The sequence below is a fragment of the Pseudomonas sp. DCB_AW genome (genome assembly GCF_026240895.1).
Classification (GTDB): Bacteria; Pseudomonadota; Gammaproteobacteria; order Pseudomonadales; family Pseudomonadaceae; genus Aquipseudomonas; species Aquipseudomonas kermanshahensis.
Genome location: NZ_JAPFCE010000016.1, coordinates 85,797 through 102,105, shown reverse-complemented (window position 1 = coordinate 102,105; position 16,309 = coordinate 85,797). Strand labels below are relative to the sequence as shown.

12 protein-coding genes are annotated in these 16,309 nt (G+C 63.5%); 9 read left to right on the top strand and 3 right to left on the bottom strand.

What is annotated here, in order from left to right:
* Positions 1 to 188: 188 nt before the first annotated feature.
* The 5 genes from OO306_RS12315 (at position 189) to OO306_RS12295 (ending at position 7,018) form a co-directional block, all read left to right on the top strand.
* A complete protein-coding gene (locus tag OO306_RS12315; RefSeq protein WP_265968873.1) occupies positions 189 to 1,121 on the top strand; it encodes a rhodanese-related sulfurtransferase in 933 nt (310 codons plus the stop codon).
* Positions 1,122 to 1,124: 3 nt separating this feature from the next.
* Positions 1,125 to 1,757 (top strand): DsbA family protein, encoded by a 633-nt coding sequence (locus OO306_RS12310; protein ID WP_099428551.1) that lies wholly within the window; start codon positions 1,125 to 1,127, stop codon positions 1,755 to 1,757.
* A complete protein-coding gene (locus OO306_RS12305) occupies positions 1,750 to 3,582 on the top strand; it encodes an ABC transporter ATP-binding protein (RefSeq protein WP_085272799.1) in 1,833 nt (610 codons plus the stop codon). Before OO306_RS12310 ends, OO306_RS12305 begins: the two co-directional genes overlap by 8 nt.
* A gap of 131 nt (positions 3,583 to 3,713) precedes the next feature.
* The gene (locus OO306_RS12300; protein ID WP_252827011.1) at positions 3,714 to 6,170 is read left to right on the top strand and encodes an EAL domain-containing protein; all 2,457 of its coding nucleotides are present in this window, start codon (positions 3,714 to 3,716) and stop codon (positions 6,168 to 6,170) included.
* Between the two features lie 62 nt (positions 6,171 to 6,232).
* On the top strand, positions 6,233 to 7,018 hold the full coding sequence (locus OO306_RS12295) for a TenA family transcriptional regulator (protein ID WP_027595943.1): 786 nt from the start codon (positions 6,233 to 6,235) through the stop codon (positions 7,016 to 7,018).
* A gap of 126 nt (positions 7,019 to 7,144) precedes the next feature.
* Here the strand turns inward: OO306_RS12295 and OO306_RS12290 are convergent, their stop codons facing one another.
* From OO306_RS12290 to ubiG, 3 genes are all read right to left on the bottom strand, one after another.
* Positions 7,145 to 7,885, bottom strand: a complete 741-nt coding sequence (locus OO306_RS12290; RefSeq protein WP_027595944.1) for a YciK family oxidoreductase — start codon at positions 7,883 to 7,885, stop codon at positions 7,145 to 7,147.
* A 155-nt stretch (positions 7,886 to 8,040) separates the two neighbouring features.
* Entirely contained in the window at positions 8,041 to 8,712 is a 672-nt protein-coding gene (gene mupP, locus OO306_RS12285) for an N-acetylmuramic acid 6-phosphate phosphatase MupP (RefSeq protein WP_027595945.1), read from the bottom strand.
* 2 nt (positions 8,713 to 8,714) lie between these two features.
* Complete coding sequence (gene ubiG, locus OO306_RS12280; RefSeq protein WP_027595946.1) at positions 8,715 to 9,413, bottom strand: bifunctional 2-polyprenyl-6-hydroxyphenol methylase/3-demethylubiquinol 3-O-methyltransferase UbiG; 699 nt, start codon at positions 9,411 to 9,413, stop codon at positions 8,715 to 8,717.
* A gap of 110 nt (positions 9,414 to 9,523) precedes the next feature.
* On the opposite strand from ubiG, the gene mtnA reads away from it, so the two are divergent.
* From mtnA to pheA, 4 genes are all read left to right on the top strand, one after another.
* On the top strand, positions 9,524 to 10,600 hold the full coding sequence (gene mtnA / locus OO306_RS12275; protein ID WP_265968869.1) for an S-methyl-5-thioribose-1-phosphate isomerase: 1,077 nt from the start codon (positions 9,524 to 9,526) through the stop codon (positions 10,598 to 10,600).
* 356 nt (positions 10,601 to 10,956) lie between these two features.
* Positions 10,957 to 13,719 carry a DNA gyrase subunit A gene (gene gyrA, locus OO306_RS12270; RefSeq protein WP_027595948.1) on the top strand — a complete coding sequence of 921 codons (2,763 nt, stop codon included), beginning with the start codon at positions 10,957 to 10,959 and terminating at the stop codon, positions 13,717 to 13,719.
* A gap of 272 nt (positions 13,720 to 13,991) precedes the next feature.
* On the top strand, positions 13,992 to 15,077 hold the full coding sequence (gene serC, locus OO306_RS12265; RefSeq protein ID WP_027595949.1) for a 3-phosphoserine/phosphohydroxythreonine transaminase: 1,086 nt from the start codon (positions 13,992 to 13,994) through the stop codon (positions 15,075 to 15,077).
* The gene (gene pheA, locus OO306_RS12260; protein WP_027595950.1) at positions 15,077 to 16,171 is read left to right on the top strand and encodes a prephenate dehydratase; all 1,095 of its coding nucleotides are present in this window, start codon (positions 15,077 to 15,079) and stop codon (positions 16,169 to 16,171) included. Before serC ends, pheA begins: the two co-directional genes overlap by 1 nt.
* Positions 16,172 to 16,309 lie beyond the last annotated feature (138 nt).

Genomic DNA, 16,309 nt, shown 5'->3' with positions numbered 1-16,309 from the left:
TCATCCAGCAACGCCTTGGCCATGGCTCCTGCGCAGATGCGTAGCAAGAGGCTGGAGTTGTTGTAGGTCGCGGGGGCAAGCTTTGAGAATGCATCAGGGCTGATAGGTGCTCGCCACAACACATTTACCTGCTTTTTTAACAACCCGGTCCGCCCCTTACGAGGGCAACCACCTGGAGATTCACGTTCATGTCACAACCGATCGTCGTCGCGGCGCTGTACAAATTCGTCACCCTGCAAGACTACATCGAGCTGCGCGAGCCGCTGCTCAAAGCCATGCTCGACAATGACGTGAAAGGCACCCTGCTGCTGGCCAACGAAGGCATCAACGGCACCGTGTCGGCCACCCGCGAAGGCATCGACGGCCTGCTGGCCTGGCTGCGCAACGACCCGCGCCTGGTGGATGTCGACCACAAGGAATCCTACTGCGACGAACAGCCGTTCTACCGCACCAAGGTCAAGCTGAAGAAAGAGATCGTCACCCTTGGTGTGCCGGGCGTGGACCCCAACCAGCAGGTGGGCACCTACGTCGAGCCCAAGGACTGGAACGCCCTGATCAGCGACCCTGAAGTGCTGCTGATCGATACCCGCAACGACTACGAAGTGGCCATCGGCACGTTCAAGGGCGCCGTCGACCCCAAGACCGAGACCTTCCGCGAGTTCCCCGAGTACATCAAGGCCAACTTCGACCCGAGCAAGCACAAGAAAGTGGCGATGTTCTGCACCGGCGGTATCCGTTGCGAAAAAGCCTCCAGCTACATGCTCGGTGAAGGCTTCGAGGCGGTCTATCATCTTAAAGGTGGCGTCCTGAAGTACTTCGAAGAAGTGCCTCAGGAAGAAAGCCTGTGGGATGGCGACTGCTTCGTCTTCGACAACCGCGTCACGGTGCGCCATGACCTGAGCGAAGGCGAGTACGACCAGTGCCATGCCTGCCGCCACCCGATCAACGCAGAGGAGCGTGCGTCCGAGCACTATTCGCCAGGTGTCAGCTGCCCGCACTGCTGGGACAGCCTGAGCGAAAAAACTCGCCGCAGCGCCATCGACCGGCAGAAGCAGATCGAGCTGGCCAAGGCCCGCAACCTGCCGCACCCGATCGGTTACAACTACAAAGCCGAGGCCTGATGCATGTCTGCACGCCTGCTGTATGTGATGGACCCTATGTGCTCCTGGTGCTGGGGTTTTGCGCCGGTGGCCGCGGCCCTGATCGCCCAGGCGCGTGAAGCCGGCGTGCCGACCCACCTGGTGCCAGGCGGCCTGCGCACCGGCGGCAGCGCCCTGGATGCGTCGACCCGCAAGTACATCCTCGAGCATTGGCAGGCGGTGGCCGACGCCACTGGCCAGCCGTTTCGTTTCGAGGGCGCCATGCCTGACGGTTTTGTCTACGACACCGAACCTGCCTGCCGCGCCCTGGTCACCGCCCGTGAGCTGGACGCCGAGCGCGTCTGGCCACTGCTGGCGTTGATCCAGCGCGCGTTCTACGAGGCCGGTGTCGACGTGACTACCGCGCCGCACCTGGTTGAGCTGGCCGAACAGGCAGGCTTCGACCGTGCGGTGTTTGCCGAGGCCTTTGCCCGCGCCGACACGCGCGTGGCCACCGCAGCCGATATTGCGTGGGCGCAAGACTTGGGCATCGCCGGTTTCCCCACCCTGCTGGCCGAGCGTAACGGCCAGCTGGCGCTGCTGACCAACGGCTACCAGCCGCTGGAGCGCCTGCAACCCTTGCTCGGCCGCTGGCTGCAGCAGGCTGCCTGTGCTTGATGTGCCCGGGTCGCCCGACCCTGTGCCAGGGAAACCCCACAGTGCGGCCGATCGACTGAGCTGGGCGGAAATCCGCCGCCTGGCCCTGCACCACAAGAAAAACCTCTGGTCCGCCAACCTGATTGCCGTGCTCGCGGCGTGCTGCAGCGTGCCGATCCCTTTGCTGCTGCCGCTGCTGGTGGATGAAGTGCTGCTGGGCCACGGCGACGCCGCGCTGAAGTGGATGAACCAGCTGCTGCCGGCCAACTGGCAGGTCGCGGCCGGCTATATCGGCCTGATGCTGGCGCTGACGTTGTGCCTGCGCCTGGCCGCCCTGGCCTTCAACGTGGTGCAGGCCAAGCTGTTTGCCGGGCTGGCCAAGGACATCGTCTACCGCCTGCGTATTCGGCTGATCGAACGGCTCAAGCGGATTTCCCTCAAGGAATACGAAAGCCTGGGCAGCGGCACGGTGACCACTCACCTGGTCACCGACCTGGACACCCTCGACAAATTCGTCGGCGAGACCCTCAGCCGTTTCCTGGTCGCCATGCTGACCCTGACCGGCACGGCGGCCATCCTGATCTGGATGCACTGGCAACTGGCGTTGCTGATTTTGCTGTTCAACCCGCTGGTGATCTACTTCACCGTGCAGTTGGGCAAGCGCGTCAAACACCTGAAAAAGCTCGAAAACGACAGCACCGCGCGCTTTACCCAGGCGCTGTCGGAAACCCTCGACGCCATCCAGGAGATCCGCGCCGGCAACCGCCAGGGCTATTTCCTGGGGCGCCTGGGCGTGCGCGCCCGGGAAGTGCGTGACTACGCCGTGGACTCGCAATGGAAGAGCGATGCCAGCGGCCGCGCCAGTGGTTTGTTGTTCCAGTTCGGCATCGACATCTTCCGCGCCGCGGCGATGCTCACTGTGCTGTTTTCCGACCTGTCGATCGGCCAGATGCTGGCGGTGTTCAGCTACCTGTGGTTCATGATCGGCCCGGTGGAGCAACTGCTCAACCTGCAGTACGCCTACTACGCTGCCGGTGGCGCCCTGAGCCGGCTCAACGAGCTGCTGGCGCGTGCCGACGAGCCGCAGTACCCCGCGGCCAGTGACCCGTTCGTGGGCCGCGAAACAGTGGGCATCGAGGTGCGCGACCTGCGCTTTGCCTATGCCGACGAGCCGGTGCTCGAGCACCTCGACCTGTCCATCGCCCCGGGCGAGAAGGTGGCTATCGTGGGGGCCAGCGGTGGCGGCAAGAGCACCTTGGTGCAACTGCTGCTTGGCCTGTACAGCGCCCAGGCGGGGACCATCCGCTTTGGCGGTGCCAGCCTGCAGGAAATCGGCCTTGAAACCCTTCGTGAAAACGTCGCGGTGGTACTGCAGCACCCTTCGTTGTTCAACGACAGCGTGCGCGCCAACCTGACCATGGGCCGCGAGTGCAGCGACGAAGCCTGCTGGCAGGCGCTGCGCATTGCCCAGCTGGACGCCACCATCGCCGCCTTGCCGCAAGGCCTGGACAGCGTGGTCGGGCGTTCCGGCGTGCGCCTGTCCGGGGGCCAGCGGCAACGGCTGGCGATTGCCCGGATGGTCTTGGCCGAACCTAAGGTGGTGATTCTCGATGAAGCGACCTCGGCGCTGGATGCCGCCACCGAGTACAACCTGCACCAGGCCCTGGCACGCTTCCTCAGTGGCCGTACCACGCTGATCATCGCCCACCGCCTGTCGGCCGTGAAACAGGCCGATCGGGTGCTGGTGTTCGACGGCGGGCATGTGGCTGAAGATGGTGACCATCAGCAGCTGATTGCCGAGGGTGGTTTGTACGCCAAGCTGTACGGGCATCTGCAGCAGACCTGAGCCTCTAGTTAAGGGCGGTGCGAATCGCCCCATTCCTTGTCATAAAAAACCCCTCCACGCAGATGGCAAATGGCCTACGCTGTGCTTGTCTGGGTTGATTCGAGCCTTATCTGCTCTGTGACAGGGACTCCATGAAGGGACATCGCACTCTAGAAGCGCCGAAGCTGCTGGGTATCATCTGGCCCTTCATTGCCGTCGTGATCTTCCAGGCGGCATTGGCCGGTCTCAGCCTCTATACGCTATCGGCGGTACGCGCCTATGTCGCGGGCGAGAGCTTGTGGTCCAAGGCTCAGAAAGACGCCATCTATTACCTCAACCTGTACGCCGATAACCGCGACGAAGGCACTTACCAGCGCTACCGCCAGGCCATCACCGTGCCCCACGGCGATCACCAGTTGCGTGAAGTGCTCGACCAGCCCAATCCGGACTTGAACGCCGCGCGCGATGCCGTATTGCAGGGTGGCAACCACCCCAACGACGTCGAACGCATCATCTGGTTCTATCGCAACTTCCGCAGCATCAGCTACATGCAGACGGCCATCGACTACTGGGACATCGGTGACCGCTACTTGGGCCAGCTGGATGTGCTGGCGGGCGAGATGCGCACAGGCTTTGCTGGTGGCCAGGTCGATGCCGGCACGATCAGCGACTGGAAGGCCCGCATCGTCGCCATCAACGAAGGTGTGACGCCGGCCGCCAGGGCCTTCAGCGATGCGCTGGGCGAGGGTTCGCGCATGCTGCTGCAGGTGCTGCTGATCACCAACCTGCTGACTGCCTTGTTCCTCATTACCATTGCCTGGCGCCGCTCCAGCAAGTTGCTGGCCCAGCGCCAGGCGTTCGCCAGTGCCCTGCAGGCCGAAAAGGAGCGGGCGCAGATCACCCTGCAGGCGATTGGCGATGCAGTCATCACCACCGACGTCGATGGCTATATCGGCTACATGAACCCGGCGGCCGAGCAACTCACCCACTGGCAGGCCGGCCAAGCCCAGGGGCTGCCACTTTCGGCGCTGTTCAGCCTGGTGGACGAGCAGGCCGAAGAGGACGGCCGCAGCCTGGTCGAGCAGGTGCTCAGTGGCAGCCTGAAGGGCGGCGCCGAGCATGCCCGGCTGATCCAGCGCCTGGACGGCAGCACCGTGTCGATCAACCTGGTGGGCTCGCCCATCGTCAATGATGGGCAGGTCAGCGGCATCGTGCTGGTGCTGCACGACATGACCCAGGAGCGCCAGTACATCGCCAACCTGTCCTGGCAGGCGACCCATGACGCCTTGACCGGCCTGGCCAACCGCCGCGAGTTCGAATACCGCCTGGAGCAGGCGCTCAACGGCCTGGCACGCCAGGCTGGGCGGCATTCACTGATGTTCCTTGACCTCGACCAGTTCAAGCTGGTCAACGACACCTGTGGCCATGCGGCGGGCGACGAGTTGCTGCGCCATATCTGCGCCGTGTTGCAGTCGGGGCTGCGCGAAGGTGACACGCTAGCCAGGCTGGGTGGCGATGAGTTTGGCGTGCTGCTGGAAAACTGCCCGCCGGACCAGGCCGAGCGTATTGCCGAGCAACTGCGCCAGATGGTCCAGAGCCTGCACTTTGTGTGGAAGGGGCGCCCGTTCGTCACCACCGTCAGCATTGGCCTGGTGAACATGGCGCAGGCCCCTGGAACCCTGGAGGCCTCGCTGCGTGCCGCCGACATGGCCTGCTACATGGCCAAGGAAAAGGGCCGCAACCGGGTGCAGGTGTACCATGCCGACGACAGCGAGCTGTCCATGCGCTTTGGCGAGATGGCCTGGATCCAGCGTTTGCATGTGGCCCTGGAAGAAAACCGCTTCTGCCTGTACGCCCAGGAAATCGCCGCGCTGAAGACCATCGAAGGCCCTGGCCATATCGAGATTCTGCTGCGCCTGCACGACGAGAGCGGCCGCACCATCCTGCCCAGCAGCTTCATCCCCGCCGCCGAGCGCTATGGCCTGATGACCGCCCTTGACCGCTGGGTGGTGCGCAATGTGTTCCAGGTGATTCGCCAGTGCCTGGACGAAGGGCGCGAAGGGCCGCTGTCCATGTGCGCGATCAACCTGTCGGGGTCGAGCATCGGCGACGACAACTTCCTCGAGTACTTGCAGCGCTTGTTCGTCGAGTACGCCATCCCGCCTCGCATGATCTGCTTCGAGATCACCGAAACCAGCGCCATTGCCAACCTCGGCAGTGCCATTCGTTTCATCAACGAACTCAAAGGGCTGGGGTGCAGGTTCTCGCTCGACGACTTCTGTGCCGGCATGTCGTCGTTCGCCTATTTGAAGCATCTGCCTGTGGATTTCCTCAAGATCGACGGCAGTTTCGTCAAGGATATGCTCGACGACCCGGTCAACCGGGCCATGGTCGAGGTCATCAACCACATCGGCCATGTCATGGGTAAGCGGACCATCGCCGAGTTTGTCGAAACCCCCTTGATCGAACAGGCCCTGCAGGAAATTGGCGTGGATTACGCCCAGGGCTACCTGATCGAACGGCCCCAGGTGTTCACCTGTGACAGCCTGCAGCGCCAACGGATCGCCGCACGGCCTCTGTTGCAGCGGGCACCTGGCACGTTTCGTTAGCTAGACAGCGGCTTTCGCTGACACAACACGTCCGAAAAATCACAAGGAACAAGGAGCTGAAAGTGATTGATGCATTCGTTCGTATCGGGCCATTGATGGACCCCGCCAGTTACCCTCAATGGGCCCAGCAACTGATTGAAGAGTGCCGCGAAAGCAAGCGCCGGGTGGTCGAGCATGAGTTTTACCAGCGCCTGCGTGATGGCCAGTTGAAGCCTTCGACCATCCGCCAGTACCTGATCGGCGGCTGGCCGGTGGTCGAGCAGTTCTCCCTGTACATGGCCCATAACCTGACCAAGACCCGCTACGGCCGCCACCCCGGCGAAGACATGGCGCGGCGCTGGTTGATGCGCAACATCCGCGTCGAGCTCAACCATGCCGACTACTGGGTGCACTGGTGCCATGCCCATGGCGTTCACCTGCATGACCTGCAGGCACAAGAGGTGCCGCCCGAGTTGAATGGGCTCAATGACTGGTGCTGGCGGGTGTGTGCTACCGAAAACCTGGCGATTTCCATGGCGGCGACCAACTACGCCATCGAAGGCGCGACGGGGGAATGGTCGGCGGTGGTGTGTGCCAATGACACCTACGCCCAAGGCTTCCCGGAGGAGCAGCGCAAGCGCGCCATGAAGTGGCTGAAGATGCATGCGCAGTACGACGATGCGCACCCGTGGGAGGCGCTGGAAATCATCTGTACCTTGGCGGGGGAGAACCCGACGCTGGGGTTGCGTACCGAATTGCGCCGGGCGATCTGCAAGAGTTACGACTGCATGTACCTGTTCCTGGAGCGCTGCATGCAGCTGGAAGGGCGTCAGCAGGGGCGGGTGCGGCCGGCGTTGGCGGCGGGTTGATGGTCTACTGTGCTGGCCTCTTCGCGGGCAAGCCCGCTCCCACAGGGTAGTCACTGCCTTCTGGCATAGTATAAATCCTGTGGGAGCCGGCTTGCCGGCGATAGGGCCAGTACAGGCCACCCAAAATCACTGGGCGTTGAACGCCTGACCATTCACCCCAGTGCTGTCTGGCCCCATCAGGTACAGGTACACCGGCATGATCTCTTCAGGCAGCGGGTTGTTCTGCGGGTTTTCGCTCGGGTAAGCCTGGGCCCGCATCGCCGTGCGCGTGGCGCCTGGGTTGATGCTGTTGGAGCGCACCGGCGCAACCCCTTCCAGTTCGTCGGCCAAGGTCTGCATCAGGCCTTCGGTGGCGAACTTCGACACCCCGTAGGCGCCCCAGTAGGCCCGGCCTTTGCGCCCGACGCTGCTGGAGGTGAACACCACCGAGGCGTCCTCCGACAGCTTGAGCAGCGGCAGCAGGGTGCTGGTGAGCATGAAGGTGGCATCGACGTTGATGTGCATCACGCGCATGAAGTTGTCACCCGACAACTGCTCCAGTGGCGTGCGCGGGCCGATGATCGAGGCGTTGTTGAGCAGGCCATCCAGGCGCCCGAACTGGTCTTCGATCATGACCGCCAGCTCGTCGTACTGGTGGGGCAGGGCGGTTTCCAGGTTGAACGGGATCACCACCGGTTGTGGGTGCCCGGCGGCCTCGATCTGGTCGTAGACCTCGTTGAGGTTGGCCTCGGTCTTGCCCAGCAGCAGCACGGTGGCACCGAGCGCGGCGTAGGCCTTGGCGGCGGCGGCACCGATGCCGCGGCCGGCTCCGGTGACCAGGATGACCCGGCCTTGTAGCAGGTCGGGGCGGGCGGTGTAGTCGAACATTGTGTGGTCCTTCGAGTTCGTTGGCGCGGCACCTTACCCTGTGGGAGCGGGTTTACCCGCGAATGCGTCAGGTCAGGCAATCAAGCTGCCTGGTCCGGCCCTTTCGCGGGTAAACCCGCTCCCACAGGGACAAGGTAGGGGGCTTGGAGTGAGGCTCAGCAGCCGCACAGCGCGCTGTCGATCACCTTGCGCAGTTCCAGCGGGTGGTCCACCACCACGTCGGCACCCCAGTTGTTCGGGTTGTCCTCTGGATGAATATAGCCGTAGCGCACCGCCGCGGTGCGGGTGCCGGCGTCGCGGCCAGACTCGATGTCGCGCAGGTCGTCGCCGACGAACAGCACGCTGGCCGGGTCCAGGTTCAAGGTTTTGCAGGCCAGGATCAGCGGCTCGGGGTCGGGCTTGCTGTTTTTCACGTGGTCCGGGCAGATCAGCAGCGCCGAGCGCTCGGCCAGGCCCAGGCGTTGCATGATCGGCTCGGCAAAACGTACCGGCTTGTTGGTGACCACGCCCCACAGCAGGTTGCCTTTCTCGATGTCGGCCAGCAGCTCGGCCATGCCGTCGAACAGCTTGCTGTGCACCGCACAGTCGCGCTGGTATCGCTCGAGAAACTCCAGGCGCAGGGCCTCGAAGCCTTCAGCTTCCGGGTCCATGGCGAAGGTGGTGGCGACCATGGCACGTGCACCGCCGGAAATCACCCCGCGAATCAGGTTGTCGTCCACGGCCGGCAAGCCGCGCTCGGCGAGCATGGCCTGGCAGATGGCGATGAAGTCCGGCGCCGTGTCGAGCAGGGTGCCGTCCATGTCGAAGAGTACTGCTCGCAAACGCATGCTCATTCCTCGCGCAGGGTCTGGATCATGTAGTTGACGTCCACGTCGTTGCAAAGCTTGTAGTGCTTGGTCAACGGGTTGTAGGTCAGGCCGATGATGTCCTTGACTTCAAGGCCGGCAACACGGCTCCAGGCGCCCAGCTCGGACGGGCGGATGAACTTCTTGAAGTCGTGGGTGCCGCGCGGCAGCATCTTCAGGATGTACTCGGCGCCGACGATGGCCAGCAGGTAGGCCTTCGGGTTGCGGTTGATGGTGGAGAAGAACACCTGGCCGCCAGGCTTGACCATGCGGTAGCAGGCGCGAATCACCGATGAAGGGTCGGGGACGTGCTCGAGCATTTCCAGGCAGGTGACCACGTCGAACTGCCCAGGCATCTCTTCGGCCAGTGCTTCGGCGGTGATCTGCCGGTATTCAACCTCGACGCCGGACTCCAGTTGGTGCAACTGGGCCACCGCCAGCGGGGCCTCGCCCATGTCGATGCCGGTTACCGAGGCGCCACGCAGGGCCATGGATTCGCTGAGAATGCCGCCGCCGCAGCCCACGTCCAGCACTTTCTTGCCAGCCAGGCCGACCCGCTCGTCGATCCAGTTGACGCGCAACGGGTTGATTTCATGCAGCGGCTTGAACTCGCTTTCACGGTCCCACCAGCGGTGGGCCAAGGCTTCGAACTTGGCAATTTCGGCGTGGTCGACGTTGCTCATTTAAGAGTCCTCTGAAACTTCGCTAAATTGGGCCGGAGTATACCCGAGCGCTCAAGGCCGAGGGTCGCTATAATCGCCGGCTTTTGACATCCGAACGACGGGGAGAGGCGATGCGCGAGCGACTTTTGGCGGCGGAGAAGGTGACCGCGATCCGCTGGGAAGGCGGCGTTCTGCATCTGCTCGACCAGCGCCAGCTGCCCGCGCAGGAGGTCTGGCTGGCCTGCGACAATGCCGCGCAGGTGGTGAACGCGATCCGTGACATGGCTGTGCGCGGTGCGTCGGCCATCGGCATTGCCGCGGCCTACGGCCTGGTCCTCGCCCTGGAAGAGCGCCTGGCCGAGGGCGGCGACTGGGAGCAGGACCTGGAAGAAGACTTCCTCAGCCTGGCCGAGGCGCGCCCCACCGCCGCTAACCTGTTCTGGGCGCTGAACCGCATGCGCGAGCGCCTGCAGCGCTTGCGCCCGGAAGAAGACGTGCTGGCCGCGCTGCAAGCTGAGGCGGTAGCGATTCATGAAAGCGACCGTGAAGCCAACCTGACCATGGCCCAGTACGGCATTGAACTGATTCGCCGCCATCAGGGCAACGCCCAGACCCTGCTCACCTACGGCAATGCCGGCGCCCTGGCCAGTGGCGGTTTTGGCACCGCGCTGGGGGTGATTCGCGCGGGTTACCTGGAGGGCATGGTCGAGCGGGTGTATGCCGGCGAAACCCGCCCCTGGCTGCAAGGCTCGCGCCTGACCGCCTGGGAGTTGGCCAACGAGGGCATTCCGGTGACGTTGTGCGCCGATTCGGCCCTGGCCCACCTGATGAAGAGCAAGGGCATCACCTGGGTCGTGGTCGGTGCCGACTGCATCGCGGCCAATGGCGATGTGGCCAGCAAGATCGGCACCTACCAGCTCGCGGTCAGTGCCATGCACCACGGCGTGCGCTTCATGGTCGTGGCGCCGAGCACCAGCATCGACCTGAACCTGGCCACTGGCGAGGACATCCCGCTTGAAGAGCGCGATGCAGACGAGCTGCTGGATTACGCCGGCACCCGCGTGGCGCCGCAGGTGGAGGTGTTCAACCCAGTGTTCGACGTGACCCCGGCCGACCTGATCGACGTGATCGTGACCGAGAAGGGCATCGTCGAACGCCCGGATACCGCCAAGCTGGCTCAGTTAATGTGCCGCAAGCGTTTGCACTGAGGGGTGTGGCTGCACATTTCTCTGTAGGAGCAGCCTTGTGCTGCGAAGAGGCCAGTACCGGCGCCGGGTATTTCTACTGCTTGCATCGGCCTCTTCGCAGCGCAAGGCTGCTCCTACATGGACCTTGCACAACCTGTAGTGTCAGGGCCTGCCACATCTCCCCACCCGCACTGCCTTTGTGATAACATCCGGCAGTTTCCAAGACCGCCCATCACGGCGGCCAAATTTGCGCAGATCCATGGCACAACTCATTGATTTGTCGTAAGTCGTCGCAGCACTGCGCGTCGCGACGGCGAGCTTCGTTCGGCCCTTGATGGCGCTGCGAAGTTTCACCAGAAAAAGGAATCAGGCTTCTCATGGGCGAACTGGCCAAAGAAATCCTCCCGGTCAATATCGAAGACGAACTGAGACAGTCTTACCTCGACTACGCGATGAGCGTGATTGTCGGGCGAGCGCTGCCCGATGCGCGTGACGGCTTGAAGCCCGTGCATCGTCGCGTTCTCTTTGCGATGAGCGAACTGGGCAACGACTGGAACAAACCGTACAAGAAGTCCGCCCGTGTGGTCGGTGACGTGATCGGTAAGTACCACCCGCACGGCGACACTGCGGTCTACGACACCATCGTGCGTATGGCCCAGCCGTTCTCGCTGCGTTACCTGCTGGTCGACGGCCAGGGCAACTTCGGTTCGGTCGACGGCGACAACGCCGCGGCCATGCGATACACCGAAGTGCGCATGGCCAAGCTGGCGCACGAGCTGCTGGCCGACCTGCACAAAGAAACCGTCGACTGGGTGCCCAACTACGACGGCACCGAGCAGATCCCGGCAGTCATGCCGACCCGTATTCCCAACCTGCTGGTCAACGGTTCCAGCGGTATCGCCGTGGGCATGGCGACCAACATCCCGCCGCACAACCTCGGCGAGGTCATCGACGGCTGCCTGGCGCTGATCGACAACCCGGATGTCACCATCGATGAGCTGATGCAGTTCATCCCTGGCCCAGACTTCCCGACTGCCGGCATCATCAACGGCCGCCAGGGCATCATCGAGGCCTACCGCACCGGCCGTGGCCGCATCTACATGCGTGCCCGTTCCGAAGTCGAAGACATCGACAAGGTCGGTGGCCGCCAGCAGATCGTCGTCACCGAGCTGCCGTACCAGCTGAACAAGGCGCGTCTGATCGAGAAGATCGCCGAGCTGGTCAAAGAGAAGAAGATCGAAGGCATTACCGAGCTGCGTGACGAGTCCGACAAGGACGGCATGCGCATCGTCATCGAGCTGCGTCGCGGCGAGGTGCCGGAGGTGGTGCTCAACAACCTCTACCAGCAGACCCAGCTGCAGAGCGTGTTCGGCATCAACGTCGTGGCCCTGATCGATGGCCGCCCGCGTCTGCTCAACCTCAAGGACCTGCTCGAAGCGTTCGTCCGCCACCGCCGTGAAGTGGTGACGCGCCGTACCGTGTTCGAGCTGCGCAAGGCCCGTGAGCGTGGCCACATCCTTGAAGGCCAGGCGGTCGCGCTGTCCAACATCGACCCGGTCATCGCCCTGATCAAGGCCTCGCCGACGCCGTCGGAAGCCAAGGAAGCGTTGATTTCCACTGCCTGGGAATCCAGCGCCGTGCAGGTGATGGTCGAGCGCGCCGGCGCCGATTCCTGCCGCCCTGAAGACCTCCCGGAGCAGTTCGGCCTGCGCGAGGGCAAGTACTACCTGTCGCCGGAGCAGGCCCAGGCGATTCTTGACCTGCGTCTGCACCGCCTGACCGGCCTGGAGCACGAGAAGCTGCTGGCCGAGTACCAGGAAATCCTCGAGCAGATCGGCGAACTGATCCGCATCCTCAGCAGCGCCGAGCGCCTGATGGAAGTGATCCGTGAAGAGCTCGAAGCCATCCGCGCCGAATACGGCGATGCGCGCCGCACCGAGATTCTCAACGCCAGCCACGACCTCAATTACGGCGACATGATCCCGGAAGAAGAGCGCGTGGTGACCATCTCCCACGGTGGCTATGCCAAGACCCAGCCACTGTCCGCCTACCAGGCCCAGCGCCGTGGCGGCAAGGGCAAGTCGGCGACCGGCGTGAAGGACGAGGACTACATCGAGCACCTGTTGGTCGCCAACAGCCACGCCACCCTGTTGCTGTTCTCCAGCAAGGGCAAGGTGTACTGGAAGAAAACCTACGAAATCCCCGAAGCGTCCCGTGCTGCCCGTGGCCGTCCGCTGGTCAACCTGCTGCCGCTGGAAGAGGGTGAGCGCATCACTGCGATGCTGCAGATCGACCTCGAGGCCCTGCAGCAAAGCGCCGACCTGGACGAAGAACTGGACGAGGCCGATGACACCGTGCTCGAAGGTGAGCTGGTAGAGGCCGAGGAAGTCGACGAAGAAGACGGCGACACCCCGGAATGGTCTGCTGAGCCGACCGGTGCCTATATCTTCATGGCCACCGCTTCCGGTACCGTCAAGAAGACCCCGCTGGCCCAGTTTGCCCGCCCACGCACCAGCGGCCTGATCGCCCTGAAGCTGAAAGAAGGCGACACCTTGATTGCCGCGGCCATCACCGACGGTGCCAAGGAAGTCATGATGTTCTCCGACGCTGGCAAGGTGATCCGCTTCGCTGAGAGCGTGGTGCGCGAAATGGGCCGTACCGCCCGTGGTGTGCGCGGCATGAAGCTGGGCAAAGGGCAGCAGATCATTTCGATGCTGATCCCTGAGTCCGGTGCGCAGATCCTCACCGCGTCCGAGCGTGGCTACGGCAAGCGTACGCCGCTGTCCAAGTTCCCGCGTCGCGGCCGTGGTGGCCAGGGCGTGATCGCCATGGGTACCAAGGGGCGCAACGGTCTGTTGATCGGCGCTATCCAGGTTCAGGAAGGCGAAGAGATCATGCTCATCTCCGACCAGGGCACCTTGGTGCGCACACGGGTTGGTGAAGTGTCCAGCCTGAGCCGTAACACCCAAGGTGTGACGCTGATCAAGCTGGCGGCTGACGAAACGCTGGTGGGCCTGGAGCGGATCCAGGAGCCTTCCGAAGAAGAACTCGACGAACTGGTCGAGGCGGATGCGCAAGGCGAAGCGCCGGAGGCTGTCGATGACGACAGCGCGGGCGCCGAAGAGGCACCGCAAGAGTAAGCAAGCGCAACAACCCGAGCGGGGCGACCAAGGTCGCCCCGTTTGACTGATTACAGCAGGCAACGCTGGATCCTCCCATTGGTGGGGGCGTTTTTTGTAGGAGCGGCCTTGTGTCGCGAAAGGGCTGCGAGGCAGCCCCCAGGATTTCAGCGACGCTGCAAAAAGCTGGGGGCCGCTTTGCGGCCCTTTCGCGACGCAAGGCCGCTCCTACAAAGAGCGGTGCGCGGCGTGCGAGAAACGATTTTGTTCTATTTGGCAGAGCGAGAGTGGATGTGAGCAAACGAGCCTTTAACTTCTGCGCAGGCCCTGCTGCGCTTCCTGACGCTGTCCTGCAGCGCGCCCAGGCCGAAATGCTGGACTGGCGCGGCAAGGGCTTGTCGGTGATGGAAATGAGCCATCGCAGCGACGATTACGTCGCCATCGCCGAGAAGGCCGAGCAGGACCTGCGTGACCTGCTGTCCGTCCCCTCGAACTACAAGGTCCTGTTCCTGCAGGGCGGTGCCAGCCAGCAGTTCGCCGAGATCCCGCTGAACCTGCTGCCGGAAAACGGTACTGCCGACTACGTCGAAACCGGTATCTGGTCGAAGAAGGCCATCGAGGAAGGGCGCCGTTTCGGCAACATCAATGTCGCCGCCAGCGCCAAGCCTTACGACTACCTCGCCATCCCAGGCCAGAACGACTGGAACCTGACCAAGAACGCTGCCTATGTCCACTATGCGTCCAACGAGACCATCGGTGGCCTGCAGTTCGACTGGGTGCCAGAGACCGGTGACGTTCCGCTGGTGGTCGACATGTCGTCCGATATCCTCTCTCGCCCGATCGACGTCTCGCAGTACGGCCTGATCTACGCCGGTGCGCAGAAAAACATCGGCCCGAGCGGCCTGGTGGTGGTGATCGTGCGCGAAGACCTGCTGGGCCACGCCCGCAGCAGCTGCCCGACCATGCTCGACTACAAGGTGTCGGCCGACAACGGCTCGATGTACAACACCCCGGCCACCTATTCCTGGTACCTCTCGGGCCTGGTGTTCGAGTGGCTCAAGGAGCAGGGTGGCGTCGAGGCCATGGAGCAGCGCAACCGCGCCAAGAAAGACCGCCTGTACGGCTTCATCGACGCCAGCGACTTCTACACCAACCCGATCAGCGTCAACGCCCGTTCGTGGATGAACGTGCCGTTCCGCCTGGCCGACGAGCGCCTGGACAAGGCCTTCCTGGCCGGCGCCGACGCCCGTGGCCTGCTCAACCTCAAGGGCCATCGCTCGGTCGGCGGCATGCGTGCCTCGATCTACAACGCCCTGGGCCTGGAAGCGGTTGAAGCGCTGGTTGGCTACATGGCTGAATTCGAGAAGGAGCACGGCTGATGTCCGAACACGAGCTCAAGGCGCTGCGCGTGCGCATCGACAGCCTCGACGAGAAGATCCTCGAGCTGATCAGCGAGCGCGCCCGTTGCGCCCAGGAAGTGGCGCGGGTCAAGACCGCCTCGCTCGCCGAAGGTGAAAAGCCGGTGTTCTACCGCCCCGAGCGTGAGGCTGCGGTACTGAAGCGGGTCATGGAGCGCAACAAGGGGCCGCTGGGCAACGAAGAGATGGCGCGGCTGTTCCGCGAAATCATGTCGTCCTGCCTGGCCCTGGAAGAGCCGCTGAAAATCGCCTACCTGGGCCCTGAAGGTACCTTCACCCAGGCAGCGGCGATGAAGCACTTCGGCCATGCCGTGATCAGCCGCCCGATGGCGGCCATCGACGAAGTGTTCCGCGAAGTGGCGGCCGGTGCCGTCAACTTCGGCGTGGTGCCGGTGGAAAACTCCACCGAGGGCGCGGTCAGCCACACGCTGGACAGCTTCCTTGAGCACGACATGGTGATCTGCGGTGAAGTCGAGCTGCGCATCCACCACCACCTGCTGGTGGGCGAGAGCACCAAGACCGACAGCATCACCCGCATCTACTCCCACGCCCAGTCGCTGGCCCAGTGCCGCAAGTGGCTGGATGCGCACTACCCGAACGTGGAGCGCGTGGCGGTTTCGAGCAATGCCGAAGCGGCCAAGCGGGTCAAGGGTGAGTGGAATTCGGCAGCGATCGCCGGTGATATGGCAGCGAACCTGTACGGCCTGACCCGTCTGGCTGAAAAGATCGAAGACCGTCCGGACAACTCGACGCGCTTCCTGATGATCGGTAACCAGGAAGTACCGCCGACCGGCGACGACAAGACCTCGATCATCGTTTCGATGAGCAATAAGCCGGGGGCCTTGCACGAGCTGCTGGTGCCGTTCCACGAGAACGGTATCGACCTGACCCGCATCGAGACCCGCCCGTCGCGCAGCGGCAAGTGGACGTACGTGTTCTTCATCGACTTCGTCGGCCACCACCGCGACCCGTTGATCAAGGCAGTGCTGGAGGCGATCAGCCAAGAGGCTGTGGGGCTGAAGGTGCTGGGGTCTTATCCGAAGGCGGTGCTGTAAATGAGCTTGTCGGGGCCGCTTTGCGCCCCGTCGCGACGCAAGGCCGCTCCTACAGGGCCTGCGTGATACCTGTGGGAGCGGCCTTGTGTCGCGATGGGCTGCGAAGCGGCCCCCTGCGGTCTCACAGACTGTCTTGAT